Raw genomic sequence first — 26528 nt, 5'->3', positions numbered from 1 at the left:
GATTGTCGACAATATTCATTTTGTCTTTGACTTGATGGGCTCTGTTGGTTAATTTCTGGCGAAGAGTTTTTCAAGGTGTCGACAATATGCAGGACCTTTCCACCCCTGGCCCAGTGCTGGCAGACGAAACGGAAACACTTTCCGAAAACGTCTTCCGGCGCATCCAGGCGGCCATCGTCAAGGGTGAAATCGCCCCCGGCAGCAAGATTTCCGAGCCGGAACTGGCGCGCACCTATGGCATCAGCCGTGGGCCGCTGCGCGAGGCTATCCACCGCCTTGAAGGCCAGCGCCTGCTGGTGCGCGTGCCGCATGTAGGGGCGAGGGTAGTGTCGCTCAACCACGCCGAGCTGATCGAACTGTACGAAATTCGCGAGTCCCTGGAAGGCATGGCCTGCCGGCTGGCGGCCGAACGCATGAGCCAGGCCGACATCGACGAGTTGCGCCGGGTGCTCGACACCCACGAGCGCGACGCTGCGTTCCAGGCCGGCCTGGGTTACTACCAGCAGGAAGGCGACTACGACTTCCACTACCGGATTATTCAGGGTAGCGGTAACCAGACCCTGGTCAAGATGCTCTGCGGCGAGCTGTACCAGCTGGTGCGCATGTACCGCATCCAGTTCTCCGCCACGCCCAACCGGCCGCGTCAGGCCTTTGCCGAGCACCACCGCATTCTCGATGCCATCGCCGACCGTGACGGCGAACTGGCCGAGCTCCTGATGCGCCGCCATATCGGTGCATCCAAACGCAATATCGAGCGCCACTATCTGGACGCCCACAACAACAGCCCACGAGGTGAGAAATGACTGTGAAGAGCACCCCCGGTCAGCGTTTCCGCGATGCCGTTGCCGCTGAACATCCGCTGCAGGTGGTTGGCGCCATCAATGCCAACCATGCCCTGTTGGCCAAGCGTGCCGGCTTCAAGGCCATCTACCTGTCCGGTGGAGGCGTGGCCGCAGGCTCCCTGGGCCTGCCGGACCTGGGCATCAGTGGCCTGGACGACGTGCTCACCGACGTGCGCCGTATCACCGATGTCTGCGACGTGCCGCTGTTGGTGGATGTCGACACTGGCTTCGGTGCCTCGGCCTTCAACGTTGCCCGTACCGTGCGCTCGATGAGCAAGTTCGGCGCTGCCGCGATCCATATCGAGGACCAGGTTGGCGCCAAGCGTTGCGGCCATCGCCCGAACAAGGAAATTGTCACCCAACAGGAAATGGTCGACCGCATCAAGGCTGCCGTGGATGCCCGCAGCGATGACAGCTTCGTGATCATGGCGCGTACCGACGCGTTGGCCGTCGAAGGCCTGAACGCTGCCCTGGACCGTGCCGAGGCCTGCATCGAGGCCGGCGCCGACATGATCTTCCCGGAAGCCATCACCGAACTGCAGATGTACAAGACTTTCGCCGATCGGGTGAAGGCACCGATTCTGGCCAATATCACCGAGTTCGGCGCCACGCCGCTGTACACCACCGAAGAACTGGCTTCGGTCGACGTGTCGCTGGTGCTGTACCCACTGTCGGCGTTCCGCGCCATGAACAAGGCGGCCGAGAACGTGTACACCGCGCTGCGTCGTGACGGCACGCAGAAAAACGTGATCGACACCATGCAAACCCGCATGGAGCTCTACGATGCCATCGGCTATCACGCCTTCGAGCAGAGCCTTGATGCGTTGTTTGCCCAGAAGAAGGGCTGAGCGACATCTCCCGAATTAGCCAGAAAGCATCCATAACAAATTCAAGAAAGGAGAAACACCATGGCCGAAGCAAAAGTACTCAGTGGCGCAGGCCTGCGTGGCCAGGTGGCCGGCCAGACTGCACTGTCGACCGTGGGCCAGGCCGGTGCCGGGCTGACCTATCGGGGTTACGATGTACGTGACCTGGCGGCCGGTGCCGAATTTGAAGAAGTCGCCTACCTGCTGCTGTACGGCGAGCTGCCAACCCAAGCCGAGCTTGCCGACTACAAACGCAAGCTCAAGGGCCTGCGTGACCTGCCGCAAGCATTGAAGGAGGTGCTGGAGCGCATCCCGCGCGACGCCCACCCGATGGACGTGATGCGCACTGGCTGTTCGGTGCTGGGAACCCTCGAACCCGAACTGACCTTCGAGGCCCAGCGCGACAAGACCGACCGCCTGCTGGCGCTTTTCCCGGCCGTGATGTGCTACTGGTACCGCTTCACCCACCATGGCGTACGCATTGACTGCACCAGCGATGAAGACACCCTCGGTGGCCACTTCCTGCACCTGCTGCACGGCAAGAAGCCAAGCGAGCTGCACGTCAAGGTCATGAACGTGTCGTTGATTCTCTACGCCGAGCACGAGTTCAATGCCTCGACCTTCACTGCCCGTGTCTGCGCGTCGACCCTGTCCGATCTGTACTCTTGCGTTACTGCTGCCATTGGCTCGCTGCGCGGCCCGCTGCATGGCGGCGCCAACGAGGCCGCGATGGAGCTGATCGAGCGCTTCCAGAGCCCGCAGGAAGCCACTGCCGAGCTGCTGCGCATGCTCGAGCGCAAGGACAAGATCATGGGTTTTGGCCATGCGATCTACAAAGAGTCCGACCCGCGCAACGAGGTGATCAAGGGCTGGTCGAAGCAGTTGGCCGACGAAGTGGGCGACAAGGTGCTGTACCCGGTTTCCGAAGCCATCGACAAGACCATGTGGGAGCAGAAGCGCCTGTTCCCGAATGCCGACTTCTACCATGCTTCGGCTTACCACTTCATGGGCATCCCGACCAAGCTGTTCACCCCGATCTTCGTCTGCTCGCGCCTGACCGGCTGGGCGGCGCACGTCTTCGAGCAGCGCGCCAACAACCGCATCATCCGCCCGAGCGCCGAGTATGTCGGCGTCGAGCAGCGCCAGTTCGTGCCGATCGAGCAGCGCTGAGTCAGAGATTGCTGGGGCTGCTGCGCAGCCCTTTCGCGACACAAGGCCGATCCCACAGGGACGGCGCAGTACCTGTGGGGGCGGCTTTGTGTCGCGAAAGGGGCGCGTAGCGCTCCCGAGGCCTGAGCCGCACCTGCCCCCGAATACCGTGACCGAGCCTGATAACGATATGAACACAGCATTCCGCAAGCACCTGCCAGGCACCGACCTGGACTACTTCGATGCCCGTGCGGCGGTCGAGGCGATCAAGCCCGGCGCCTACGACGGCCTGCCATACACCTCCCGCGTGCTCGCCGAAAACCTGGTGCGTCGCTGCGACCCAGCCACGCTCGACGCCTCGCTGAGCCAGCTGATCGAGCGCAAGCGCGACCTCGACTTCCCGTGGTTCCCGGCCCGCGTGGTGTGCCACGACATTCTCGGCCAAACCGCGCTGGTCGATCTCGCCGGCCTGCGTGATGCCATCGCCGATAAAGGTGGTGACCCGGCTGCCGTCAACCCGGTGGTGCCGGTGCAACTGATCGTCGACCACTCGCTGGCCGTGGAGTGCGGTGGTTTCGACCCGCAGGCTTTCGAGAAGAACCGCGCCATCGAAGACCGCCGCAACGAAGACCGCTTCCACTTCATCAACTGGACCAAGAAGGCGTTCAAGAACGTCGACGTGATCCAGCCGGGCAACGGCATCATGCACCAGATCAATCTGGAGAAGATGTCGCCGGTGATCCACAACGACCGTGGCGTGGCCTACCCGGACACCTGCGTCGGCACCGACAGCCACACCCCGCACGTCGATGCCCTGGGCGTGATCGCCATCGGCGTGGGCGGCCTGGAAGCCGAGAACGTGATGCTCGGGCGCGCCTCCTGGATGCGCCTGCCGGAAATCGTCGGCGTCGAGCTAACCGGCAAGCTGGCGCCGAACATCACCGCCACCGACCTGGTGCTGGCCCTGACCGAGTTCCTGCGCAAGCAGAAGGTGGTCGGCGCGTATCTGGAGTTTCACGGTGAGGGTGCCCGCGCCCTGACCCTGGGCGATCGCGCCACCATTTCCAACATGGCCCCGGAATACGGCGCCACTGCAGCGATGTTCGCCATCGACCAGCAGACCATCGACTACCTGCGCCTGACCGGCCGTGAAGAGCAGCAGGTCAAGCTGGTGGAGACCTACGCCAAGGCCGCCGGCCTGTGGGCCGACAGCCTGGGCGCTGCCGTTTATGAGCGTACCCTGAGCTTCGACCTGTCGAGCGTGGTGCGCAACATGGCCGGCCCGTCCAACCCGCATGCTCGCGTGGCCACCAGCGACCTGGCGGCCAAAGGCATCGCCGGCAGTTGGGAAGAGGTACCGGGGCAAATGCCTGATGGCGCGGTGATCATCGCCGCCATCACCAGTTGCACCAACACCAGTAACCCGCGCAACGTGATTGCCGCAGGCTTGATTGCACGCAATGCCAACCGGCTGGGGCTGGCCCGCAAGCCGTGGGTCAAGTCATCGCTGGCGCCAGGCTCCAAGGCCGTGCAGTTGTATCTGGAAGAGGCCGGCCTGGAGAAGGAACTGGAGCAACTCGGCTTTGGCATCGTCGCCTTCGCCTGCACCACTTGCAACGGTATGTCCGGCGCCCTCGACCCGGTGATCCAGAAAGAGATCATCGACCGCGACCTGTACGCCACCGCCGTGCTGTCGGGTAACCGCAACTTCGACGGGCGTATCCATCCGTATGCCAAACAGGCTTTCCTGGCTTCACCGCCGCTGGTGGTGGCCTACGCCATCGCCGGTACCATCCGCTTCGACATCGAGAAGGATGTGCTGGGTGTGGTCGATGGCAAGGAAATCCGCCTGAAGGATATCTGGCCCAGCGATGAAGAAATCGATGCCGTGGTGCGTGCCGCGGTCAAGCCGGAGCAGTTCCGCAAGGTGTATATCCCGATGTTCGCCATCGAGGAGGACCGTGGGCCGAAAGTGGCGCCGCTGTACGACTGGCGCCCGATGAGTACCTACATCCGCCGCCCACCCTACTGGGAAGGCGCCCTGGCGGGCGAGCGCACGTTGCGTGGCATGCGCCCGCTGGCGGTGCTGCCGGACAACATCACCACCGACCACCTGTCGCCATCGAACGCCATCATGCTCGACAGCGCCGCCGGTGAGTACCTGGCAAAAATGGGCCTGCCGGAAGAGGACTTCAACTCCTACGCTACCCACCGTGGCGACCACCTCACCGCCCAGCGCGCCACCTTTGCCAACCCCAAGCTGTTCAACGAAATGGTGCGCAAGGAAGATGGCAGCGTGAAGCAGGGCTCGCTGGCGCGTATCGAGCCGGAAGGCAAGGTCACCCGCATGTGGGAGGCGATCGAAACCTACATGCAGCGCAAGCAGCCGCTGATCATCGTTGCCGGTGCGGACTACGGCCAGGGCTCGTCCCGTGACTGGGCGGCCAAAGGTGTGCGCCTGGCGGGTGTCGAGGCAATCGTCGCCGAAGGCTTCGAGCGCATTCACCGCACCAACCTGGTGGGCATGGGCGTGTTACCGCTGGAGTTCAAACCGGGCACCGACCGCAAGACCCTGGGCCTGGACGGCAGCGAGACCTATGACGTGCTGGGCGCGCGTACGCCACGGGCGACCCTGACGTTGGTGGTTACCCGCAGCAATGGCGAGCGCCTTGACGTGCCGGTGACCTGCCGCCTGGACACCGCCGAGGAAGTGTCGATCTACGAAGCGGGCGGTGTGCTGCAGCGCTTTGCCCAGGACTTCCTCGAAGCGACCGCCTGAGTATGAAGCGGGGCCGCTTTGCGGCCCCAGGGTATTTCACCGGACTATCAGGATGCCCAAGACAATGGCACATGTACCGCAAGTAAAAATCCCCGCCACCTACATCCGCGGCGGCACCAGCAAAGGCGTGTTCTTCCGCCTGCAAGACCTGCCCGAGCAGGCGCAAATCCCCGGCCCCGCCCGCGATGCACTGCTGCTGCGGGTAATCGGCAGCCCCGACCCCTACGGCAAGCAGATCGACGGCATGGGCGGTGCGACGTCCAGCACCAGCAAGACCGTGATCCTGTCGCGAAGCATCAAGCCCGAGCACGATGTCGATTACCTGTTCGGCCAGGTCAGCATCGACAAGGCCTTCGTCGACTGGAGCGGCAATTGCGGCAACCTGTCCGCTGCGGTCGGTTCGTTCGCCATCAGCAGCGGCCTGGTCGACCCGGCGCGCATACCGCGCAACGGTATCGCCACCGTGCGCATCTGGCAGGCGAACATCGGCAAGACCATCATCGCCCATGTGCCGGTCACCGAAGGCGAGGTGCAGGAAACCGGCGATTTCGAGCTGGACGGGGTGACCTTCCCGGCGGCCGAGGTGCAGCTGGAGTTTCTTGACCCGGCCGCCGACGAGGACGGCGACGGGGGTGCCATGTTCCCTACCGGCAAGCTGGTCGATGACCTGGAAGTGCCGGGTGTGGGCACCTTCAAGGCGACCTTGATCAATGCCGGCATCCCGACCATTTTTGTCAATGCTGCCGATATCGGCTACACCGGTACCGAACTGCAGGACGCTATCAATGGCGACCCGCAGGCACTGCTGCGTTTTGAGACCATTCGCGCCTATGGCGCCTTGCGCATGGGCCTGATCGACAATGTCGACCAGGCTGCCGGGCGTCAGCACACACCAAAAGTGGCGTTCGTTGCGCCACCGAGCACCTACACTGCGTCCAGTGGCAAGCCGGTGCAGGCAGGCGATATCGACCTGCTGGTACGGGCCCTGTCGATGGGCAAGCTGCACCATGCCATGATGGGTACGGCGGCGGTGGCAATCGGCACCGCAGCGGCCATTCCGGGCACGCTGGTCAACCTCGCCGCTGGCGGGGGCGAGCGCAGCGCCGTGCGTTTCGGTCATCCCTCGGGCACCCTGCGGGTCGGCGCCGAGGCGCGTCAGGAGAAGGGTGAGTGGACGGTGACCAAGGCAATCATGAGCCGCAGTGCTCGCGTGCTGATGGAGGGCTGGGTTCGCGTGCCTGGCGACAGCTTCTAACGCACCAGCGGCGCTCGGCTTTAGTCAGTTGGGGCTGCTGTGCAGCCCCGGCAATTCTGAAGGGAGCTGGATATGAGCGCCAACGTAGACCTCAATGACCGCCCGGACTACGACCGGGTGCTGCAAACCCTGGCCGACTACGCCCTCGGTTATCGGGTCGATTCCGCTGAAGCCCTGGACACCGCGCGCAACTGCCTGATGGACACCCTGGGCTGCGGTCTTCTCGCCTTGCGCTTCCCTGAGTGCACCAAGCTGCTGGGTCCATTGGTGGAAGGTACCGTGGTGCCCCATGGGGCTCGCGTTCCTGGCACCGCCTACCGCCTCGATCCGGTCAAGGCTGCCTGGGATATCGGTTGTGCCGTGCGCTGGCTGGACTATAACGACACCTGGCTGGCCGCCGAATGGGCTCACCCTTCAGACAACCTTGGCGGCATCCTGGCCGTTGCTGATCACCTGTCACAAAAGCGCGTGGCCGCTGGTGAAGCGCCGCTGCTGATGCGTGATGTGCTCGAAGCCATGGTCATGGCCCACGAGATTCAGGGTGTGCTGGCGCTGGAAAACTCGTTCAACCGTGTTGGGCTCGACCACGTGATTCTGGTGAAGGTAGCCTCGACCGCCGTGTGCGCCAGGCTGATGGGGGCCAACCGCGAGCAGATGCTCTCGGCCTTGTCCCACGCCTTCGTCGACGGCCAGGCCCTGCGCACATACCGCCATGCGCCCAACGCGGGCTCACGCAAGTCTTGGGCCGCGGGTGATGCGTCCAGCCGGGGCGTGCGCCTGGCCGATATCGCCTTGCGTGGCGAGATGGGCGTGCCGGGTGTGCTTACGGCGCCGCAATGGGGCTTCTACGACGTATCGTTCAGCCATACCAACAAGGACTTGGCGCTCAAGCCTGCTGGGCAGTACGAGCTGCGTCTGCCCCAGGCCTTGGGCAGCTATGTGATGGAAAACGTGCTGTTCAAGGTCAGCTTTCCTGCCGAGTTTCATGCTCAGACCGCCTGTGAGGCGGCCGTCACCCTGCATCCGCGTGTACGAAACCGCCTGCACGAAATCGACCGCATCGTCATCACCACCCAGGAGTCGGCGATCCGCATCATTTCCAAAAGCGGCCCGCTGGCCAACGCCGCCGACCGCGACCATTGCCTGCAGTACATGGTGGCGGTGCCGCTGATCTTCGGCCATTTGGTGGCCGAGCATTATGAGGATGCCTTCCATGCCAACCACCCGAGCATCGATCGTTTGCGCGAGAAGATGGAGGTGGTGGAAGACCCGCGCTTCAGCCGCGAGTACCTGGAACCGGACAAGCGTTCGATCGCTAACGCGCTGCAGGTATTCTTCAAGGATGGCAGCAGCACCGAGCAAGTGCTGGTGGAGTATCCGATCGGGCATCGGCGGCGGCGTGGAGAAGGCATACCGTTGCTGGAGGCCAAGTTCAGGGCCAACCTGGCGACCCGTTTCGCGCGGCAGCGGTGTGGCGAGATTGGAGAGCTGTGCAAGGACCAGCAGCGGCTGGAGCGCACAGCGGTGCACGGGTTCGTGGATTTGTTCGTGATCTGAGGCCGGAGTGGGGTTGAAACAAGAAAGCCCTGGCATCACTGCCAGGGCTTTCTTTACAACCTGTGACTCAGCTTACGCCTGCACCACCGGGATCTTGGCGTTGGCTGCCGCTTCGCGGAACTCGGCGATCTGGTCGAAGCTCAGGTAGCGGTAAACGTCGGCAGCCATGCTGTCGATGTCTTTCGCGTACTGCATGTACTCTTCGACGGTCGGCAGCTTGCCGATGATCGAAGCGACAGCAGCCAGCTCGGCCGATGCCAGGTACACGTTGGTAGCGTCGCCCAGACGGTTCGGGAAGTTACGGGTCGAGGTGGAAACCACGGTCGAACCGGTCTGCACACGTGCCTGGTTACCCATGCACAGCGAGCAGCCTGGCATTTCCATGCGTGCGCCGGCCTTGCCGTAGATGCCGTAGTAGCCTTCTTCGGTCAGCTGGTGAGCGTCCATCTTGGTTGGCGGAGCCAGCCACAGACGGGTTGGGATGCCACCCTTGACCTTGTCCAGCAGCTTGCCGGCAGCGCGGAAGTGACCGATGTTGGTCATGCACGAACCGATGAACACTTCGTCGATCTTCTCGCCCTGTACCGAGGACAGCAGGCGGGCATCATCCGGGTCGTTCGGCGCGCAGAGCACAGGCTCCTTGACGTCGGCCAGGTCGATTTCGATGATTTCGGCGTACTCGGCATCGGCGTCGGCCGACAGCAGCTCAGGCTTGGCCAGCCAGGCTTCCATGGCCTGGGCGCGACGCTCCAGGGTGCGGGCATCGCCGTAGCCTTCACCGATCATCCAGCGCAGCAGGGTGATGTTGGAGGTCAGGTACTCGGCGATGGCCTTCTCTGGCAGCTTGATGGTGCAACCGGCAGCGGAACGCTCGGCCGAGGCGTCGGACAGCTCGAAGGCTTGCTCGACGGTCAGTTCGTCCAGGCCTTCGATTTCCAGGATGCGGCCGGAGAAGGCGTTTTTCTTGCCCTTCTTCTCGACGGTCAGCAGGCCCTTCTGGATGGCGTAGTAAGGGATGGCATGCACCAGGTCACGCAGGGTGATGCCTGGCTGCAGTTTGCCCTTGAAGCGCACCAGGATCGACTCTGGCATGTCCAGCGGCATGACGCCGGTGGCGGCGGCGAAAGCCACCAGGCCGGAACCGGCCGGGAACGAGATACCGATCGGGAAGCGGGTGTGTGAGTCGCCACCGGTACCCACGGTGTCAGGCATCAGCATGCGGTTCAGCCAGCTGTGGATGATGCCGTCGCCTGGGCGCAGCGACACGCCGCCACGGGTGCGGATGAAGTCTGGCAGGGTGTGGTGGGTGGTGACGTCGATCGGCTTCGGATAGGCCGCGGTGTGGCAGAACGACTGCATCACCAGGTCAGCGGAGAAGCCCAGGCACGCCAGGTCTTTCAGCTCGTCGCGGGTCATCGGGCCCGTGGTGTCCTGGGAGCCGACGGTGGTCATCTTCGGCTCGCAGTAGGCACCTGGGCGCACGCCCTGGCCTTCTGGCAGGCCGCAGGCACGGCCGACCATTTTCTGCGCCAGGGTGAAGCCCTTGCCGGAATCGGCAGGCTGCTCTGGTTTCTTGAACAGGTCGGAAGCACCCAGGCCCAGTTCGGCGCGGGCTTTTTCGGTCAAGCCACGGCCGACGATCAGCGGAATACGGCCGCCAGCGCGGACTTCATCCAGCAGCACTTCGGTTTTCAGCTCGAAGTTGGTGACCAGTTCGTCGCTGCCGTGACGGCGTACTTCACCTTTGTATGGGTAAACGTCGATGACGTCGCCCATGCCCAGGTTGGTGCAGTCGAATTCGATCGGCAGGGCGCCGGCGTCTTCCATGGTGTTGTAGAAGATCGGGGCGATCTTGGTGCCGAAGCAGAAGCCACCGGCGCGTTTGTTCGGCACGTACGGGATGTCGTCGCCGAAGAACCACAGTACCGAGTTGGTAGCGGATTTACGCGAGGAGCCGGTACCGACCACGTCACCCACATAGGCAACCGGGAAACCCTTGGCCTTGACGGCTTCGATCTGGGCCAGCGGGCCGACCGAACCAGGCTGCGACGGTTCGATGCCGTCGCGGGCCATTTTCAGCATGGCCAGGGCGTGCAGCGGGATGTCTGGGCGCGACCAGGCGTCCGGGGCTGGGGACAGGTCGTCGGTGTTGGTTTCGCCAGGTACCTTGAACACGGTCAGGGTGTACTTGTCGGCGATGGCCGGACGCGAGGTGAACCACTCGCCGGCAGCCCAGGATTCCAGCACGGCCTTGGCATGCGCGTTGCCGGCCTTGGCTTTTTCGGCCACGTCGTGGAAGGCATCGAACATCAGCAGGGTGTGCTTGAGCTGCTCGGCCGCGACGGCGCCCAGTTCGGCGTCATCCAGCAGTGCGACCAGCGTTTCGATGTTGTAGCCGCCCTGCATGGTGCCCAGCAGTTCGGTGGCGTGCTTGCGGTCGATCAGTGGCGACTTGGCTTCGCCCTTGGCGACGGCGGAGAGGAAAGCGGCCTTGACGTAGGCAGCTTCGTCGACCCCTGGCGGTACGCGGTTGGTGATCAGGTCTACGAGGAAGGCTTCTTCGCCGGCCGGCGGGTTTTTCAGCAGCTCGACCAGGCCTGCAGTTTGTTCGGCGTTCAGCGGCTGGGGCACGATGCCCAGGGCGGCACGCTCTTCGATGTGTTTGCGGTAGGCTTCAAGCACAGTTATTTCCCTCATCAGTGGTCCCTAAAGGGGGTCCGGGACGCTTATCCAGCATTCAATGCACCCATGCGCTGCCACGGCTTTGTGGGCCGCCCAGCCAGAGTCGCAAAGAATCCTTACAGAAGCTGCTTTCAAAGTTTTACGCCTGCAGAACGGGGGCTGATGAGGGTTGGCGCGGGCATGCGAGGGAAGCATGACCCGGGCCAACGCCGTTCTACCGGATTAACTGTGCTCGTGACGCTTTGAAAACAGCTTCCAACGGACATTGTTGCCTTTGAAAAGGCCGGATGATTCTACGGCAAAAAAAGCCCGAAGGTAAGGCGGTGAACATGACTTTAACGAGTGACCCTGGTTAGACAAAGGGCTAACATGGGCCTGTGTTCCACCGCCAAGCTGTTGTTTTTCATGTCCAACAAGTCCATCAAAACCCCTTGCGTCGGCCTGTGCTCCACGGTGTACGGAGACACGGTGTGCCGTGGCTGCAAGCGTTTTCACCACGAAGTGATCAACTGGAACGGTTACGACGACACGCAGAAGCGCGCCGTGTGGTTGCGCCTTGAGCAACTGCTGGTGCAGGTGATGATGGCCAAGCTTGAGGTGTTCGACAAAAGCCTGCTGCGCCAGCAACTGGAGCAGCGCTCGATCCGCTTTGTCGAGCAGCAGTCGGAATATTGCTGGGCTTACCAGCTTATCGCCCGCGGGGCGCGGATGATCCGTGACCTGGAGGCCTACGGTATGGTGCTGTTGCCGGAATTTCGCGACTGGGAACTGCCGCAGTTGCGCGATGCCATCGATCGCGAGTTTTTCCTGCTTTCAGAGGCGCATTATCAGCGCTACATCGCCCCCAGCTTCCTGCGCGATGCCTTGGCGACGGGGCAAGGTTGACGCTGAGTGGGTGAAGCTACCGGCCCCTTCGCGGGGTTACCCGCGAAGGGGCCGACGTAGAGCCTGAATCAGTCGCCGGTATACTCGCAACCGCTGGTGCAGGTTTCGTGGATGCGTACCTTCGACAGCTCTGGCATCAACGGCTTGACCTGGTCCCAGATCCACTTGGCGATTACTTCGCTGGTAGGGTTTTCCAGGCCAGGGATGTCGTTCAGGTAGTTGTGGTCCAGCTGCTCGTAGATCGGCTTGAAGATCGCCTTGACCTCGGCGAAGTCGCGGATCCAGCCAGTGTGCGGGTCGAGCGGGCCGGTCAGGTGCAGGCCGACCTTGAACGAGTGACCATGCAGGCGGCCGCATTTGTGCCCTTCAGGGACGTGGGGCAGGCGGTGGGCCGATTCGAATGTGAATTCCTTGAAGATTTCCACTGGTGGACCTGTATAGCTGGTGGGGTAAGGGCTTGAGCGGAAATTGGTATTTCAATGTACTGCTCAATGTACTGATTGGTCGTCGCTGGGGTGAAAGAGGTCATTCACTGAGTGATGGCCGGCTGGCGCCAGGCAACCAAATTGGGCGCTATCTTAACCTGTTTTTTAGGGGGGGCTTCACGGAATCTGCGATAGAAGGTATTCCGGCCGGTCGCATTTTCGCGGTTGCGGGGTAGGATCCTGGGTAGTAAGTGGAAGAGCTTGTGCCATTGTAAATACAATGAAAAAGCCCGCTTGCTGGCGGGCTTTTGAAGATGCTGTAATCAGCTCTGCGCTGGTTTTTCCGGGGCGGCCGGTTTCAGCAGATTCTTCAAGTGCTCTGCGGTGCCCTGAGAGAGTCCATGACCCTCCCCAAACGTCGATTTCACGGCGTTATCCGCAGCCAGCATACGCTCAATTTTACCTTTGCTTTCTTCCGCATTGCTGATGAGTTTCCCAAGTACATCAATCAGCGCATCGCTGGTGCGCTTGTACCTTTTGTATGCCCATTCTCTGGCAACGGACGAATCCGCCTCATTCAGTTCCTTTTTGGCTTCGTCATTCGCTTCTCGGGCGCTGCCCTCCTTCATCAGGAGTCTGGTTTCCGTTTGATCCGCACGTAAAATAGCCTTGCATTGATCAATAAATGCGATGGCTGCATCCTTTTCGGCAAGCCTGTGTTTCCAGGTTCGGCCCTCGAGGTTGGCAATTTCCTTGTCCAGATTGTCAATCACGGTATCGCTTCGCTTGAAGTACTCCGCGAAAGTGATTCCATCCTCTGACTGCGCTTTCATCTGTCGTTCAGCTTGGGTGACGGAAACCTGCACAGCTGCTGCCGCTACATCATGTTCTTTGCCACTTTCGTAATGGTTCCATCCGAACCAACCCGCCACCGCAATCGCTATCGCAGCGCCGATGCCCAATACCGCTTTCATCCCTCAGATCCCCTGATGCTGGCAAAACGACATATTAACACCGCGGAAGGGTCGGAACGGTAGTCGCGCAGGCATGGCCGCTACAAGGCTTGCAGGCGTTCACACAGCTGCCCGGTGGCAATCAGCTCCAGCAATTCGTCACCTAGCCGCTGGCTTTCGGCAATGGCCTTGTACCAATAGCGTTTGCGGCCAGGCGCATCGCCCATGAAGCGTTTGAAGTCGTTGCGATCGGGCAGCTTGCCGTAGGGCAGGGCGGCCAGGTACTGCGGGGAAGGGGTCATCAGCAGCACATTCTGCAGGCGAGTGGCATCGCCCTTGCGCCAGGGCAAGGCTTTGTCGAACCAGCCGGGTACCACCTTGTCGGTGAAGTGCGGGTACAGCACCAGGTCGTCGCCGCGATAGGGCAGGTCGAGGTGGTAGTCGAGCAGGCCGCCGTCGCGGTAAGTGCCGGCGCCAGCGCCGGGGATGTCTTTCACGCCCTGCATGACCATGGGGATCGAGCCCGAGGCGAGCAGGGCGTGGCGCAGGTTGGCCAGGCCCAGCGGCAAGTAGCGCGAGGGGAAATCGGTAAGCGCTTCGAGCGGTGGGGCGGCGCGCTCATCGTGCAGGATGACGCGCTCGAAGTGGCGGGCCAGGCGCGAACGGCCGAGCAGGTTGCTGGCGACCACCGAGCCCAGGCCCAAGCCCAGGCGCCCGCGATGGTCGTGGGCAAGCTGGCCATGGCTCTTCACCACCAGAATGTTCAGGTGATAGTGCGGGTTGGCCAGCAGCTGGCCGTCACGGTCCTGCAACAGGTCATCGAGCATTTTTTGGCAACTGCGGCTGATTTCGGCCGGGGTCACGCCCTTGGCGAAATCCTGCTCGGTGTACAGCTCGCCCAGGCGGCGGATACCTGCGACCGGGTCGTCGAGGCAGGCGCTGGCGAAGCGCCAGGCACCAATCGAGGCACCGATCAGCGCCCGCGGGCGCGGTGCCGAGGGCAGCCACTCACCGAACAGCGCCAGGTCCAGGCCTTGAATGCCCAGCGGCTTCGGCCCACCCGCCGCGCCCGGCAAGACCCCGACATCGGCGGCCTGCAGGCCACGCTCGCGGATATGTCGCAGGGCCCGTTGGCCAGCCTTGAAGGTGAGGGCGGGGTATTTGATGTGGATGGCGCTCATGCGGGGGATCCCTTGGGCAGTACGCGGTTCACTATAAAGGGTTTGAGGATGGCCCGGTCTTGACTTGCGCTATCATGCCGCCAGCTGTTTTCAGGTTGAATTAAGGACCAGTGGTTAATCTTAACCCCGTAGACAACTTGCACAGTTCTCAGGAGAGAAGAACGATGAAAACCTTGACTGCCCTGTTCACCGCCGCTGCCCTCGCTCTGGGCGCCAATGCCGCTTTCGCCAAGGATGTTCAACCCGACGAAGTGGTCAAACTGGTCAACGCCAAGACCATCAAGTCGCTGGACGAACTCAAGGCTGCCGCCGTGGCCAAGCACCCAGGCTCCACCGTCACCGATTCGGAACTTGAAGACGAATACGGCCGCTACATCTACAAGGTCGAGCTGCGCGACACGCAGAACGTCGAATGGGACGTGGCGCTGGACGCCAAGACCGGTGAAGTGCTGAAGGACGAGCGGGACAACTGATGATCCACTTACCGCGGCCGGCGCGTTACCTCGCGCTGGCGCTGCTGGCCGTGTGTTCGCTGGCCGCTGCCCGCGACCTCGATCAGGACGAAGCCCTGAAGCTGCGGCAGAAGGGCATTATCCTGCCACTCGAGCACTTGCTGGAAGCCGCCTTGGGGCGTTACCCCGGGGCGCGTTTGCTGGAGGCCGAGCTGGAAGAGGACGACGATCGCTACGAATATGAAGTCGAGTTGCTGACGACTGAAGGTGTGGTGCGCGAGATCAAGCTCGATGCCAGCACCGGCGCCCTGCTCAAAGACGAGGAAGACGACTGAATGCGCCTGTTGCTTGTCGAGGACAATGTGCCGCTGGCGGATGAACTGACCGCCGGCCTGCAGCGCCAGGGTTATGCCGTGGATTGGTTGGCCGATGGCCGTGATGCGGTGTACCAGGGGCAAAGCGAACCGTACGACCTGATCATCCTGGACCTTGGCCTGCCTGGCTTGCCGGGCCTGGATGTACTGGCCCAGTGGCGCGCCGCCGGCCTGGCCACGCCGGTACTGATTCTGACCGCGCGCGGCTCCTGGGCCGAGCGTATCGAAGGGCTGAAGGCCGGGGCCGACGACTACCTGAGCAAGCCCTTTCACCCCGAAGAGCTGCAACTGCGCATCCAGGCCTTGTTGCGCCGCGCCCGTGGGCTGGCCAACCAGCCGAAGCTGGAAGCGGCCGGCCTGCACCTGGACGAAAGCCGCCAGTGCGTGAGCCGTGATGGTGTGGACATCCAACTGACCGCCGCCGAGTTCCGCCTGCTGCGGTATTTCATGCTGCACCCGCAGCAGATACTGTCCAAAAGCCATTTGGCCGAGCACCTTTACGACGGTGAAACCGAGCGCGACTCGAACGTGCTGGAAGTGCACGTCAACCATTTGCGCCGCAAGCTGGGCCGCAGTGTCATCGAAACCCGCCGCGGCCAAGGCTACATCTATGCCGGGAGCGGCGAGTGAAGTCGATACAGGCGCGCCTGAGCCTGGGCCTGGTGGCCGTGCTGGTGGTGGTCGGCGTGGTGCTGGCACAATTGACCTTGTGGCTGTTCGAAGCCGGCCTGCAACGGTACCTGGAAAACGGCCTGCGCAAGGAAAGCGAGAACCTGCTGGTGGCATTGGTGCGTGGGCCTTCCGGCCTGCAGCTGGACGAGCGGCGTATTTCGGCTGCTTATCAACGGCCGTTTTCCGGTTACTACTTCCGCATCGATTTCGACCAAGGTACCTGGCGGTCCCGTTCGCTGTGGGACCTGGACATGCCCAAGCCCGCCGCGCCTGGGCTTTCCGATAGCCATGAACTCGGCCCGGAAGGCCAGCAACTGCTGGCCCTGCGTGCCGACTACCGGCGCCTGGGCCAGGATATTTCGATCAGCGTGGCGCAAGATTATTCGCCGGTGCGCGAAGGTTTCCGGCGCTTGCAGCAGATCGGCCTGGGCATGGGGTTGGTGGCACTGATTGTGGTTTTGGTGCTGCAGCGCATCACCGTTACCCGCTCGTTGCGGCCGCTGGAGCGGGCGCGACAGCAGATTGCCCAGTTGCAGCAGGGCAAGCGCTCGCAACTGGATGCCGAGGTGCCCAGCGAGTTGGCGCCGCTGGTGGGGCAGATCAACCACTTGCTCAGCCATACCGAAGACAGCCTGCGCCGTTCGCGCAATGCCCTCGGCAACCTCGGCCATGCACTGAAGACGCCACTGGCGGTGCTGCTGAGCCTGGCCTCCAGCGAACGCCTGAAAGATCTGCCCGAAGTCCGCGCGCAGATGCGCGAGCAGTTGGAGCAGATTCAGCAACGCCTGGCGCGCGAGCTGAACCGTGCACGGCTGGCAGGGGATGCCTTGCCGGGCGCGCAGTTCGATTGTGATGCCGAGCTGCCGGGGTTGCTGGAGACCTTGGGCATGATCCATGGCGAGGGCTTGCAATTGGCAAGTGATGTGCCGCCTGGGCTGTTGTTGCCCTGGGACCGCGAGGACTTCCTGGAGCTGCTGGGCAACCTGCTGGACAACGCCTGCAAGTGGGCTGACAGCGAGGTGCGCCTGGGAATAGCGCCGAACGGCGAGGGCTACCGGCTGTGGGTCGATGACGATGGCCCCGGTATCCCTGAAGGCCGGCGGCAGCAGGTGCTGGAGCGTGGTTCGCGGTTGGACGAACAGGTGGACGGGCATGGGCTGGGGTTGGGCATCGTGCGCGATATCGTCGAGGCATGGGGCGGGCGACTGGCCTTGCTGGAGAGCCCGCTGGGCGGATTGCGGGTGAGCATCGACCTGCCGCGCAAGGCCCGATGATGCAGGCGCCGAAACCCTCTGTGGCAGCGAGCCCCCATGGTAATGTCAGTACTGCAAAAAAAATGCAGTACAGGCGCAGTTTTTTGAATTAGCCCAATCGCACCCCACCCGGCAAAATCCCCCTCACGAAACCCTGCGGTTTCCATCTCTCCATGGACGGAGCCCCTTGTGGTATTGCACGCGCAATACAAGGCCCAGGCCAGCTCGGCTGGGCTTTCTTTTTAATCAGAAAAACCAAAGACCCCGAATACCAATGTCTGCCTCGCGTTCCGAAAGCCGTCTGCAGCGCCTGTTGCCGGCGCCCCTGAATATCCCTCCCAAAGAATGGTTGCGTGCCGGTATCGGTGCGTTGCTCGGCTTGTTCCTCGCTGGCTGGCTGACCAGCATGGCCTATGGCCCTGGCATTGCCCTGCACCTGTTGGGCCCGTTGGCGGCCTCGGCAGTCCTGGTTTTCGCCGTACATTCCGGCCCATTGGCCCAACCTTGGCCGGTGCTGGGCAGCTACGCCTTGGCTGGCGCAGTTGGCCTTGCCATGCGCGAAGGTTTCGGTGCCGAGCTTTGGGTGGCGGCTGCGGCTCTGGGCATTTCGATCCTGATCATGTGCCTGTTACGCTGCCTACACCCCCCGGGTGGCGGGGTGGCAGTGAGCGCGGTGCTGGCCGACTCCGGGTTGACCGCCATGGGCGATCACCTGTTGGAACCGGTGCTGCTCAATGCGTTGATCCTGGTGGCCGTGGCAATCGTCTACAACCGCCTGACCGGCGTGCGCTATCCGAAAGGCGCGGTGCCGCGCAAAGACCTGCACCACACCCATGACCCGCTGCCCGGCGAGCGCGTCGGCATTCGCAGTGAAGACCTGGACCAGGCGCTGGAGGAGCTTGGTGAGTTCGTCGACGTTACCCGTGACGAACTGGAGCGCATCATCCTCGCCACCGAGCAGCACGCCCTGCAGCGTAGCCTGGGCGGTATCACCGCGGCCTCGGTGATGTCCCGCGATGTACAGTTCGCCACGCCTGATACCACGCTGGAACAGGCCTGGAAAATGCTCGCCAGCCATCACCTGAAAACCCTGCCGGTACTGCAGCACGGCAAGCTGGTGGGCATCGTCAGCCTCAGCGACCTGGTCGGCCCGGCCATGCAGCGTGGCCGTTTCAGCTGGCGCGGTTTGTTTGGCCGCAAAGCGGTACGCATGGAGCAAGTGATGAGTCGGCGGGTAGTCAGTGTCAGCAGCCAGCACCCGCTGGAGCGGCTGCTGCCGTTGTTGTGCGAACAGGGCCTGCACTGCCTGCCGGTGCTCGATGCCGAGAAGCTGGTAGGGGTGATCACCCAGACCGACTTGATCGCCGGCCTCAAACGTCAGCTGCTTAGCAAGGCCGAGGCATCAGATAACCGGGTCCCAGCGTTGTGACCAATCGCTTGCGCCGGCAGCCACCAGCCGGCGCAGGATGGCGAAGGCCTGTTGCAGGGCTTCGCTGTCGCGTTTGCGCGGGTACACCAGGAAGGTTGGGTAAGTGAACTCAGGCGCCTGCGGTACCCGCTCGAACACCCCGCTGTCCAGGTAGGCCTGCACCACGCGTGTGCGGAAGTAGCCGCTGCCCCCCTGGTCAAGAATGAACTGCAGGGCCAATGGGCCGAGGTTGAAGCTCAGTGCCGGGCGTGCGCAGTCGGGCAGGGCCGCATCGTGCTGGCGGCGGAAGGCCTCGCCCCAGTCAATGTAGATGTACGGTTCGGGCTGGGCGACCCGGCGCACACGGATCAGCTTTTCTTCCATCAATTGCTCCACCTGCAGGCCGGGGCCGTAGGTCGGCTGATAGACCAGCGCGGCGTCCAGCAGGCCCATCTCGACCTTGCGCAGCAGTGATTCACCGTCGCTGACCTCGCTGCGGATGGCATGGCTGGGCAGTTCACGGTGCAGGGCGCTGACCCAGTCGAGCAGCATCGGGTTGCCCAAACTCACCTCACCGCCCACATGCAGCACCTGCTGGCAGCCTTCAGGCAGCGGCAGGTCGCGGCGCGCTGCTTCCCAGGTTTGTACCAGCTGGTTGGCATAACTGACGAACGCTTCGCCATCGCTGGTCAAACTGGCGCCGTTGCGGCTGCGTACGAACAGCTGGCAACCCAGTTGCTGCTCCAGGCGCTGTACCCGCGCGGTGATCGCGGTCTGTGACACGAACAGGCGCTCGGCGGCGGCGACCAGGCTGCCGCAACGCACGATTTCCAGGAAGGTTCGGGCCTGATCGATATCCATGGGCTGCTCGGTGGCTGAGGGGTGGCCTATTCTAGAGGCTTTGCACCGTTATGGGGCGTTTTTGCGTTGTCTGCAAATTTGCAGGTCGGTTGTGACTTTAGTCCCATGGCGGCGTGGGTGTAGCGGTCCATACTCAGGTTTCGCCCTTCAATAACAACAAGTACCGGGTTTCTTTCGATATGAGCTACCAGCACAGCTACGCCCATTCCATTTCCGACCCTGCCGCTTTCTGGGCGGAACAGGCCGCACACCTGGCCTGGCACCGCAAGCCTGCCCTGACTTTGCAAGACCACGCCGACGGTACCCATAGTTGGTTCGCAGACGGCCGCCTTAACAGCTGCTACCTGGCCCTCGATTACCAGATCGAGCAAGGCCGTGGCGAGCAATTGGCGCTGATCTACGATTCGCCGGTGACGGGCGTGCAGCAGGCGTATACCTATAACCAGTTGCGCGATGAAGTGGCGCGCCTGGCTGGCTTGCTGCGCCAGCTGGGGGTGAGCAAGGGCGATGGCGTGATCATCTACATGCCCATGGTGCCGCAGGCAGCCATGGCCATGCTGGCCTGTGCGCGGATTGGCGCGGTGCATTCGGTGGTGTTCGGTGGCTTTGCCGCCAACGAACTGGCTTTGCGCATCGATGATGCCCGGCCCACGCTGCTGCTGACGGCCTCCTGCGGGCTGGAGTTCGATCGCGTGATTGCGTACAAGCCGCTGGTCGACCGCGCCCTGCAACTGGCCCGGCACCAACCGCGCAATGTGCTGGTGCTGCAGCGGCCACAGGTGCAGGCCGACCTGCAGCCAGGCCGCGACCTGGACTGGCAGGCGGCCTTGACCGGCGCCGAGCCGGTGGCCCCAGTCGAGTTGGATGCCGGCGACCCGCTGTACATCATGTATACCTCGGGTACCACCGGCAAACCCAAAGGCATCGTGCGGGAGAACGGTGGCAATGCCGTGGCGCTGTGCTATGCCATGCGCCATATCTATGGCATGCAGGCCGGCGATGTGTGGTGGGGCATATCTGATGTGGGCTGGGTGGTCGGCCATTCGCTGATCGTTTACGGGCCGTTGATGAGCGGCTGTACCACAGTGTTCTACGAAGGCAAGCCGATCCGCACCCCGGATGCCTCGGCCTACTGGCGGGTGGTGGAGCAATACAAGGTCAATGCGTTGTTCTGTGCGCCCACCGCCATGCGTGCCATCCGCAAGGAAGACCCGGAAGGCGAGCTGATCCGCAAACATGACCTCAGCTCGCTGCGCCAATTGTTCCTGGCGGGTGAGAAGCTCGATTCCAGCACCCACGAATGGCTGGAACGGGTCAGTGGCAAGCCTGTGCACGACCACTGGTGGCAGACCGAGACCGGCTGGCCGGTCACTGCGCCGTGTGTCGGGCTGGAGGGGAGCGCCGCGAAGCCGGGATCGAGCAACCGGGCGGTACCCGGCTACAACGTTCGCGTGCTGGACGACGAAGGCCGCTTGCTCGGGCCCAACCATCAGGGTTCGATAGTGATCGCCCTGCCATTGCCACCTGGTTGTAGCCAGACACTGTGGGGCGACCACGAGCGCTACCTGCAGGCGTACCTGCGCACCTACCCGGGGTATTACCACACCGGTGACGGCGGCTACCTGGACGATGACGGTTTCGTCTACATCATGGGGCGCACCGATGACGTGATCAATGTGTCGGGGCACCGGTTGTCTACCGGCGAAATGGAGGACCTGGTGGCCTGCCACCCGGCGGTGGCCGAGTGTGCGGTGGTTGGCGTGCACGATGAAATCAAGGGGCAAGTGCCGTTGGCACTTGTTGTGCTCAAGGACGGCGAGGGCATTGCCGAGGCGCAACTGCTGGTGGACCTGGTGGGCAGTGTGCGCGAGGCGATTGGCCCGCTGGCCTGTTTCAACCGGGTTCGGTTGGTGAAGCGGCTCCCCAAGACCCGCTCGGGGAAAATTTTGCGTGCGGTGCTGCGCAAGATCGCCGACGGGCAGGACTATGCGCCGCCTTCGACCCTGGATGACCCGGCGGTGCTGGGGGAGATCGAGGCGGTGCTGGCGGATTTACCCAGAGCCGGTTGATGCTTTGACATTACAGGCCTCTTCGCAGGTTTACCGGCGAAGAGGCCTGTCGAGGCGATGCAGTTTCAAGGGGCTATCTGGTGCAATTGCCCCAAGCGGCTGCGGGTACGCATCAGGTCGGCAAGCGGCCCGCCCAGGCTTTCTTCCAGTGGCCGTTTACCTATCACCACCACCTGCCGATCCTGGTCATACAACACATCCACCAGGTTGACGAAACGCTGCTGAGCCGCCAGCGAGCACTCCGCCAGGTCACCCAGCCCGTCGATGATCCATTCATCGTATTGCGCCGCCAGCACCAGGTAGTCAATGACCGCCGTGGCCTTCTCGCACAAGTCATCGAAGCCAAGCACCACCCGCCGGCCATCGATGGCCAGCGCACGCAGCGGGCGCTTGTTCACTTCCAGCATCACCGGCTGTTCGTTCGGCACGTTCAGCGCCTGGCGCTGCGCTGCATTCCCCGGCCAGACATAATGGCCCTGGGTAAAACGTTGATGCTCACGGTTGGCCGGCAAGCTGCGAAAGTCGGTGTCGCCGTCCACTTCGAGCACTTGCATCGAGCTGTTGATCAGGCGGATTACCGGGAGGAAGCGCTCGTGGTACAGCGGGTTGGGCAACAACCCTTCGGGCGCGTAGTTGGACGTCACCAGCAGGAACACGCCGCGTGCGAACAGGGCGTTGAACAGGCGTGTCAGCAGCATGGCATCGCCGATGTCATGCACGTGGAATTCGTCGAAGCACAGCACCTGGCAGCCACCCACCAGCTCGTCGAGGGTTGCGCCCAGCGCATCGTCCAGCGCCCGGTGGTGGTGCATGCCTCGGTGGAGGCGAGCAAAGAAGTCATGAAAATGCAGGCGGCGCTTGGCCTCGACCGGTACCGCCTGGAAGAAACCGTCCAGCAGCCAGCTCTTGCCGCGTCCCACCGACCCGTAGAGGTACAGGCTGCGTGGCTGCCCTTGTTCCAGCAGTGCCAGTTGTTCGGCCATGCAGTGGATCACCCGTCGCTGGCCGTCACTAAGCTGATAACCCCGGCTTCGGGCTTTGTCCTCGAACCAATCGAGCAGTTCGCTCTCGTTGGCGGCAGTGCCGCGCAGGCGCTGGCCAAGCTGGCGCAATGGGGCAGGGATCCAGGCAGACAAAAGCAACGCTCCTTGGGCGATGGCGGGTCAGCGTGCAGCTTGCCCGAGGGCGGCCATTTTGACTAATACAGAAAGTGACCGGCAATGATCACTTCATGCGATACGTCTGGCCGCGCACCTGCATTGCCTAGGCTTTGCGCTCCAGCTGGCGCTCGATCATGTACTTCACCGCCAGGCGGCGCTCCTTGAGGTGGCGCAGGTCTTCGTCAACGAAGTTGCCGGCCGAGATCGACTCGGCAGCCAGCACCTGGTTGTCGATGTCCATGTACTCGTCCAGCAGGCGGTCCAGCGCCTTGTCCTGCTGGCGGCGTTGCTGGACGATTTCGCGCGGGTAGTGCAGGTCCTGGTAGAGGTCGTGGGAGACAGGCATGAGGTCCTCCTTGGTCGATGCAGTGGGCTCATCTGATTGGAAGGAAGGAATGCGATTCTGTTGAAGCGAAGCGGGAGGAAAGCGACGGATGGTCGATGGGCCAACGCCGAAATGACTAACCCGCTGTTTTTTAGCAATTTTTTTTCATCAGGGGGTTCACAGACCGAAAGTTTGTTGTTAAAGTGCCGCGCATTCCAAGACAACAACCCAGTTGTCACTCAGTTGGAATTGTCAGAGCAGCAAACACTGCATCCGATACAGGGGCGTCGCCAAGCGGTAAGGCAGCAGGTTTTGATCCTGCCATGCGTTGGTTCGAATCCAGCCGCCCCTGCCATTTTCCAGTTTCAAACGTCTATAACCCGGTGCTTCGAAAGATGAGCGCTGGGTTTTGTCGTTTCCGTATTTAATTTCGTAATGCGATGCCTGTAGAAGCGGCCTTGTGTCGCGATGGGCCGCTCCTGCACGGGTTTTGCGTCGTCTCAAGTTACCCGGCAATGCCCAGCATTTCGTTCAGTACCCTGGCCAGTTCATCGGCCTGCACCGGCTTCTGAATCACCAGGCTGCCCGGCAGCTCCAGCCCCTGCAGCTCGGCATACCCAGTAAGGAACACCACGGGCAGGCGCGGGTACCGCTCACGCGCCGCCAGCGCCAGTTGCGCACCGTTGAACTCGGGCATGGCGAAATCCGTCAGCAGCAGGTCGATCTCGTCATCCAGCAATGCCAATGCTTGCTCGCCGCTGTGCGCCTGGCGCACCTGATAGCCGTACTGGCGCAATACATCGCCAAGCATGTCGCGCACCAGGTGGTCATCGTCCACCAGCAGCACCGTGCGGTTACGGCCGCTCTCGCTGCTCGACTGGCTGAGCACCGCTGCGGCAGGTTCGTCCACCACTTCCTCCTTTACTGCGGGCAGGTACACCGCCACCTCGGTGCCGCGCCCCGGTGTGGTATCGATGCGCACGCCACCCCCGGACTGCTTGGCGAAGCCGAACACCTGGGCCAGGCCCAGGCCCGAACCTTTGCCGATGTCCTTGGTGGTGAAGAACGGCTCGAACACCTTGGCCAACACGTCGTCGCTCATGCCGCAGCCGGTATCGCGGATGCTCAGCATCACGTACTCGCCGGGGTCCGGGTCTTCTGGGCGATGCGGGCGCCCGTTGATACGGGTGTTGCGGGTGGTAAGGGTCAGCTGTCCGCCCTCGGGCATGGCATCGCGGGCATTGATCGCCAGGTTGAGGATGATCATCTCGGTCTGGGTCGGGTCGGTCATTGCCTGCCACAGGGCCTGGTCCAGGTCCAAGCGCACCGAGACGTTGCCACCCAGGGTACGGCGCAGCAGCTCTTCCAGGCCGGCCAAGGTGCGGTTGAGGTTAAGCGCTACCGGCTCCAGACGCTGGCGACGGGAGAAAGCCAGCAACTGCGAGGTCAGCTTGGCGCCACGCTCGCCCGCTTCGCGGATATGCGTGAGGCGTGTGCGGGCCTTGTCCAGGTCGGCCTTGGCCAGGTCACGCTCAAGAAAGCTTGCACCGGTGAGGATCACCGTGAGCAAGTTGTTGAAGTCATGGGCCACGCCTGCGGTCAGTTGGCCAACCGCCTCCAGCCTCTGCATCTGTTGCAAGGCAGCCTCGATGCGCTCGCGTTCGTTGATCTGCTCGCGCAGGCGGGCGTTGGCTTCAGCCAGGCCCAGGGCGGCTTCACGTTCGCTGGTGATGTCGCGTGCCACCACGTACAGCAGGGTGTCTTCCGGCACCACCACCCACGACAGCCAGCGCTGCTGGCCGCCGGCATGCAGGATGCGGCCGACAAAGCGGGCGCTGGTGCGGCCATGGGCGAGGGCGGCCAGTTCGGTGAGTAGCAGTTCCTGATCGGGCTCGGGCAGCAGGTGCAGCAGGGACGACTGGCTCAGGCGCTCGCGGGAGAAACCCAGGCTGGCCTCCCACGCGGGGTTCAGCGCGACCGGGGTCAGGTCCTTGTTCAGTACGGCCAGCAAGTCTTGCGACAGCTCCCAGGCGCGATCGCGTTCGCGCGTGCGTCGCTCGACCCGTTCACCGAGCATCTCGTTCAGCTGGCGCAGTGCCTGGGTGGCCAGGCGTTGCGTGTGGATGTCCTGCAGCACACCGGAAAAACGCACGCATTGGCCGTCGACGAACTGGCTCTGGCCACTGCTGAGCAACCAGCGCGGCTCCTGGCCATCGACTGGCGCGATACGAAACTCCACCCGGTACTGGCCACCGCTTTCGGGGCGCATGGCATATTCCACCGCGTCACGCACCATTGCCAGGTCATCGGGGTAGATGCCACCGAGGAACACCTCAAGGCTCATTTCGGTGCTGGTAGGCAGGCCGAACAACGTCTTGCAGCGGTCATCCCAAACCAGCAGGCCTTCCTGCGGGCGCAGGTCCCAAGTGCCCATGCCGGCAGCGTCGATGGCGATCCGAGCACGCGCCTCAACGTCGGCCAATGCTTCTTCGGCGCGGCGCCGGCGCTGGCGCTCCTGTACTTCGGTCAGCGCCCTGCGCACGGCCTTGGGCAGCAGTGGCAGGTTTTTTTTCAGCACATAGTCGGTGGCGCCCAGGCGGATCATTTCCACCGCGTGTTCTTCGCCGTAAATACCGGACAGGAAGATGAACGGGATGTCCGGTGCCAGGCGCTGGGCGATGGCCAGCACCTCGGTGCCGGACGAGCCTGGCAGCACACAGTCGCACAGGATCAGGTCGTAGTGGGCTTCGCGCAGGGCATGTTCGACGCCCGCATGGTCGAACACCAGCTGTGATTGCACTTGCAACCCGCTGCGTTCCAGGCGCAACAGGGTAAGCTCGGCATCCATCGAGCTGTCTTCGACCATCAGTAGTTTCAACGGCGTTTGTTGCATCGTTGCGGCGGCCTCAGTTACTACCGCGACGGTTTAGCCGCAGTGAGCCGGGTGGTGGTTCGTTGAGCACGGCCCAGAATACCCCGAGGTCCGAGATGGCGGCGACGAATTCCTTGAATTCCACTGGCTTGACCACATAGGCGTTCACCCCCAGCTCATAGGCGCGCAGCAGGTCGGGTTCTTCGCGCGAGGAGGTCAACATCACGGTGGGTATGCTGCGCAGTTCGGCGGTGGCGCGCACAGCCTTGAGCACTTCCAGGCCATCGACCTTGGGCAGTTTCAGGTCCAGTAACAGCACGGCAGGGTTGCCGTCATCGCGCTCGGCATAGGCGTTGCGGCGCAGCAGGTAGTCGAGCGCGTCGGCACCGTCGCGCAGCACGATGACCTCGTTGGCCAATTGGCTGCGCTCCAGGGCCAGCAGGGTCAGTTCCAGGTCCCGGGGGTTGTCTTCGACCAGCAGGATGGGCTTGAGCATGATGGTAGCGAT

Annotated in this window: 22 protein-coding genes and 1 tRNA gene; 14 read left to right on the top strand and 9 right to left on the bottom strand. The window is 62.9% G+C overall.

The features are described 5' to 3' along the window. Positions 1 to 86 precede the first annotated feature (86 nt). The 6 genes from DM807_RS16305 to prpD all read left to right on the top strand — a co-directional run bounded on the left by DM807_RS16305 (position 87) and on the right by prpD (position 8448). Positions 87 to 803 carry a GntR family transcriptional regulator gene (locus tag DM807_RS16305; protein WP_012271590.1) on the top strand — a complete coding sequence of 239 codons (717 nt, stop codon included), beginning with the start codon at positions 87 to 89 and terminating at the stop codon, positions 801 to 803. Next, positions 800 to 1690: a methylisocitrate lyase gene (prpB, locus tag DM807_RS16300; protein WP_060493053.1), complete on the top strand. Its 891-nt coding sequence runs from the start codon at positions 800 to 802 to the stop codon at positions 1688 to 1690. Before DM807_RS16305 ends, prpB begins: the two co-directional genes overlap by 4 nt. Positions 1691 to 1750: 60 nt before the next feature. After that, positions 1751 to 2878, top strand: coding sequence for a bifunctional 2-methylcitrate synthase/citrate synthase (gene prpC / locus DM807_RS16295; RefSeq protein ID WP_060514150.1), 1128 nt, complete (start codon positions 1751 to 1753; stop codon positions 2876 to 2878). Positions 2879 to 3047: 169 nt separating this feature from the next. Then, positions 3048 to 5636: a Fe/S-dependent 2-methylisocitrate dehydratase AcnD gene (gene acnD, locus DM807_RS16290; protein ID WP_069942812.1), complete on the top strand. Its 2589-nt coding sequence runs from the start codon at positions 3048 to 3050 to the stop codon at positions 5634 to 5636. A gap of 64 nt (positions 5637 to 5700) precedes the next feature. Continuing rightward, on the top strand, positions 5701 to 6891 hold the full coding sequence (gene prpF, locus DM807_RS16285; RefSeq protein ID WP_012271594.1) for a 2-methylaconitate cis-trans isomerase PrpF: 1191 nt from the start codon (positions 5701 to 5703) through the stop codon (positions 6889 to 6891). Positions 6892 to 6963: 72 nt separating this feature from the next. Continuing rightward, complete coding sequence (prpD, locus tag DM807_RS16280; protein ID WP_012271595.1) at positions 6964 to 8448, top strand: 2-methylcitrate dehydratase; 1485 nt, start codon at positions 6964 to 6966, stop codon at positions 8446 to 8448. Positions 8449 to 8520: 72 nt separating this feature from the next. Here prpD and acnB read toward each other — a convergent pair whose 3' ends face one another. Beyond that, positions 8521 to 11130, bottom strand: a complete 2610-nt coding sequence (acnB, locus tag DM807_RS16275) for a bifunctional aconitate hydratase 2/2-methylisocitrate dehydratase (RefSeq protein ID WP_041166454.1) — start codon at positions 11128 to 11130, stop codon at positions 8521 to 8523. Between the two features lie 405 nt (positions 11131 to 11535). Here acnB and DM807_RS16270 point away from each other — a divergent pair, with 405 nt between their 5' ends. After that, entirely contained in the window at positions 11536 to 12015 is a 480-nt protein-coding gene (locus DM807_RS16270) for a DUF1289 domain-containing protein (RefSeq protein ID WP_171577252.1), read from the top strand. Positions 12016 to 12083: 68 nt separating this feature from the next. Here the strand turns inward: DM807_RS16270 and queD are convergent, their stop codons facing one another. From queD to DM807_RS16255, 3 genes are all read right to left on the bottom strand, one after another. Next, on the bottom strand, positions 12084 to 12440 hold the full coding sequence (gene queD / locus DM807_RS16265) for a 6-carboxytetrahydropterin synthase QueD (protein ID WP_012271598.1): 357 nt from the start codon (positions 12438 to 12440) through the stop codon (positions 12084 to 12086). A 323-nt stretch (positions 12441 to 12763) separates the two neighbouring features. Further along, positions 12764 to 13414 carry a hypothetical protein gene (locus tag DM807_RS16260; RefSeq protein WP_012271599.1) on the bottom strand — a complete coding sequence of 217 codons (651 nt, stop codon included), beginning with the start codon at positions 13412 to 13414 and terminating at the stop codon, positions 12764 to 12766. A gap of 80 nt (positions 13415 to 13494) precedes the next feature. Next, on the bottom strand, positions 13495 to 14574 hold the full coding sequence (locus tag DM807_RS16255) for a patatin-like phospholipase domain-containing protein (RefSeq protein ID WP_012271600.1): 1080 nt from the start codon (positions 14572 to 14574) through the stop codon (positions 13495 to 13497). Positions 14575 to 14738: 164 nt separating this feature from the next. Here DM807_RS16255 and DM807_RS16250 point away from each other — a divergent pair, with 164 nt between their 5' ends. The 5 genes from DM807_RS16250 to DM807_RS16230 all read left to right on the top strand — a co-directional run bounded on the left by DM807_RS16250 (position 14739) and on the right by DM807_RS16230 (position 18754). Next, positions 14739 to 15047 (top strand): PepSY domain-containing protein, encoded by a 309-nt coding sequence (locus DM807_RS16250; protein ID WP_012271601.1) that lies wholly within the window; start codon positions 14739 to 14741, stop codon positions 15045 to 15047. Continuing rightward, a complete protein-coding gene (locus tag DM807_RS16245; protein ID WP_060492840.1) occupies positions 15047 to 15361 on the top strand; it encodes a PepSY domain-containing protein in 315 nt (104 codons plus the stop codon). The genes DM807_RS16250 and DM807_RS16245 overlap by 1 nt, the downstream gene beginning before the upstream one ends. Continuing rightward, on the top strand, positions 15362 to 16030 hold the full coding sequence (locus DM807_RS16240; RefSeq protein ID WP_060514148.1) for a response regulator transcription factor: 669 nt from the start codon (positions 15362 to 15364) through the stop codon (positions 16028 to 16030). After that, on the top strand, positions 16027 to 17346 hold the full coding sequence (locus DM807_RS16235) for an ATP-binding protein (RefSeq protein ID WP_060492839.1): 1320 nt from the start codon (positions 16027 to 16029) through the stop codon (positions 17344 to 17346). Before DM807_RS16240 ends, DM807_RS16235 begins: the two co-directional genes overlap by 4 nt. Before the next feature lie 253 nt (positions 17347 to 17599). Continuing rightward, on the top strand, positions 17600 to 18754 hold the full coding sequence (locus tag DM807_RS16230) for an HPP family protein (protein ID WP_012271605.1): 1155 nt from the start codon (positions 17600 to 17602) through the stop codon (positions 18752 to 18754). Here the strand turns inward: DM807_RS16230 and DM807_RS16225 are convergent. Further along, positions 18728 to 19594: a LysR family transcriptional regulator gene (locus tag DM807_RS16225; RefSeq protein ID WP_012271606.1), complete on the bottom strand. Its 867-nt coding sequence runs from the start codon at positions 19592 to 19594 to the stop codon at positions 18728 to 18730. The genes DM807_RS16230 and DM807_RS16225 overlap by 27 nt on opposite strands. Before the next feature lie 179 nt (positions 19595 to 19773). Here DM807_RS16225 and DM807_RS16220 point away from each other — a divergent pair, with 179 nt between their 5' ends. Continuing rightward, positions 19774 to 21663, top strand: coding sequence for a propionyl-CoA synthetase (locus DM807_RS16220; protein WP_012271607.1), 1890 nt, complete (start codon positions 19774 to 19776; stop codon positions 21661 to 21663). A 65-nt stretch (positions 21664 to 21728) separates the two neighbouring features. Here DM807_RS16220 and zapE read toward each other — a convergent pair whose 3' ends face one another. Next, a complete protein-coding gene (gene zapE, locus DM807_RS16215; RefSeq protein ID WP_060514147.1) occupies positions 21729 to 22799 on the bottom strand; it encodes a cell division protein ZapE in 1071 nt (356 codons plus the stop codon). 127 nt (positions 22800 to 22926) lie between these two features. Continuing rightward, a complete protein-coding gene (locus tag DM807_RS16210) occupies positions 22927 to 23169 on the bottom strand; it encodes a hypothetical protein (RefSeq protein ID WP_012271609.1) in 243 nt (80 codons plus the stop codon). A gap of 259 nt (positions 23170 to 23428) precedes the next feature. Between DM807_RS16210 and DM807_RS16205 the strand changes: the two genes are divergently transcribed. After that, positions 23429 to 23503, top strand: a tRNA-Gln gene (locus tag DM807_RS16205). Between the two features lie 150 nt (positions 23504 to 23653). On the opposite strand, the gene DM807_RS16200 is transcribed toward DM807_RS16205, so the two are convergent. Together DM807_RS16200 and DM807_RS16195 are read right to left on the bottom strand one after the other, a co-directional pair. Then, positions 23654 to 26041 carry a hybrid sensor histidine kinase/response regulator gene (locus tag DM807_RS16200; protein WP_060514146.1) on the bottom strand — a complete coding sequence of 796 codons (2388 nt, stop codon included), beginning with the start codon at positions 26039 to 26041 and terminating at the stop codon, positions 23654 to 23656. Positions 26042 to 26054: 13 nt separating this feature from the next. Further along, a complete protein-coding gene (locus DM807_RS16195; protein ID WP_012271611.1) occupies positions 26055 to 26516 on the bottom strand; it encodes a response regulator in 462 nt (153 codons plus the stop codon). Positions 26517 to 26528: the final 12 nt, after the last annotated feature.

The sequence above is a fragment of the Pseudomonas hunanensis genome, assembly GCF_013393325.1.
Taxonomy (GTDB): domain Bacteria; phylum Pseudomonadota; class Gammaproteobacteria; order Pseudomonadales; family Pseudomonadaceae; genus Aquipseudomonas; species Aquipseudomonas putida_P.
This window is presented reverse-complemented; position numbering and strand designations above follow the sequence as displayed.

Coding starts and splice junctions, on each gene's coding strand:
- acnD (WP_069942812.1), top strand. CDS start 3,048: ATGAACACAGCATTCCGCAAGCACCTGCCAGGCACCGACCTGGACTAC.
- DM807_RS16255 (WP_012271600.1), bottom strand. CDS start 14,574: ATGAGCGCCATCCACATCAAATACCCCGCCCTCACCTTCAAGGCTGGC.
- DM807_RS16225 (WP_012271606.1), bottom strand. CDS start 19,594: ATGGATATCGATCAGGCCCGAACCTTCCTGGAAATCGTGCGTTGCGGC.
- prpC (WP_060514150.1), top strand. CDS start 1,751: ATGGCCGAAGCAAAAGTACTCAGTGGCGCAGGCCTGCGTGGCCAGGTG.
- DM807_RS16250 (WP_012271601.1), top strand. CDS start 14,739: ATGAAAACCTTGACTGCCCTGTTCACCGCCGCTGCCCTCGCTCTGGGC.
- DM807_RS16195 (WP_012271611.1), bottom strand. CDS start 26,516: ATGCTCAAGCCCATCCTGCTGGTCGAAGACAACCCCCGGGACCTGGAA.
- DM807_RS16230 (WP_012271605.1), top strand. CDS start 17,600: ATGTCTGCCTCGCGTTCCGAAAGCCGTCTGCAGCGCCTGTTGCCGGCG.
- DM807_RS16220 (WP_012271607.1), top strand. CDS start 19,774: ATGAGCTACCAGCACAGCTACGCCCATTCCATTTCCGACCCTGCCGCT.
- DM807_RS16245 (WP_060492840.1), top strand. CDS start 15,047: ATGATCCACTTACCGCGGCCGGCGCGTTACCTCGCGCTGGCGCTGCTG.
- DM807_RS16270 (WP_171577252.1), top strand. CDS start 11,536: ATGTCCAACAAGTCCATCAAAACCCCTTGCGTCGGCCTGTGCTCCACG.
- prpF (WP_012271594.1), top strand. CDS start 5,701: ATGGCACATGTACCGCAAGTAAAAATCCCCGCCACCTACATCCGCGGC.
- DM807_RS16210 (WP_012271609.1), bottom strand. CDS start 23,169: ATGCCTGTCTCCCACGACCTCTACCAGGACCTGCACTACCCGCGCGAA.
- DM807_RS16240 (WP_060514148.1), top strand. CDS start 15,362: ATGCGCCTGTTGCTTGTCGAGGACAATGTGCCGCTGGCGGATGAACTG.
- prpD (WP_012271595.1), top strand. CDS start 6,964: ATGAGCGCCAACGTAGACCTCAATGACCGCCCGGACTACGACCGGGTG.
- DM807_RS16200 (WP_060514146.1), bottom strand. CDS start 26,041: ATGCAACAAACGCCGTTGAAACTACTGATGGTCGAAGACAGCTCGATG.
- prpB (WP_060493053.1), top strand. CDS start 800: ATGACTGTGAAGAGCACCCCCGGTCAGCGTTTCCGCGATGCCGTTGCC.
- DM807_RS16260 (WP_012271599.1), bottom strand. CDS start 13,414: ATGAAAGCGGTATTGGGCATCGGCGCTGCGATAGCGATTGCGGTGGCG.
- DM807_RS16305 (WP_012271590.1), top strand. CDS start 87: ATGCAGGACCTTTCCACCCCTGGCCCAGTGCTGGCAGACGAAACGGAA.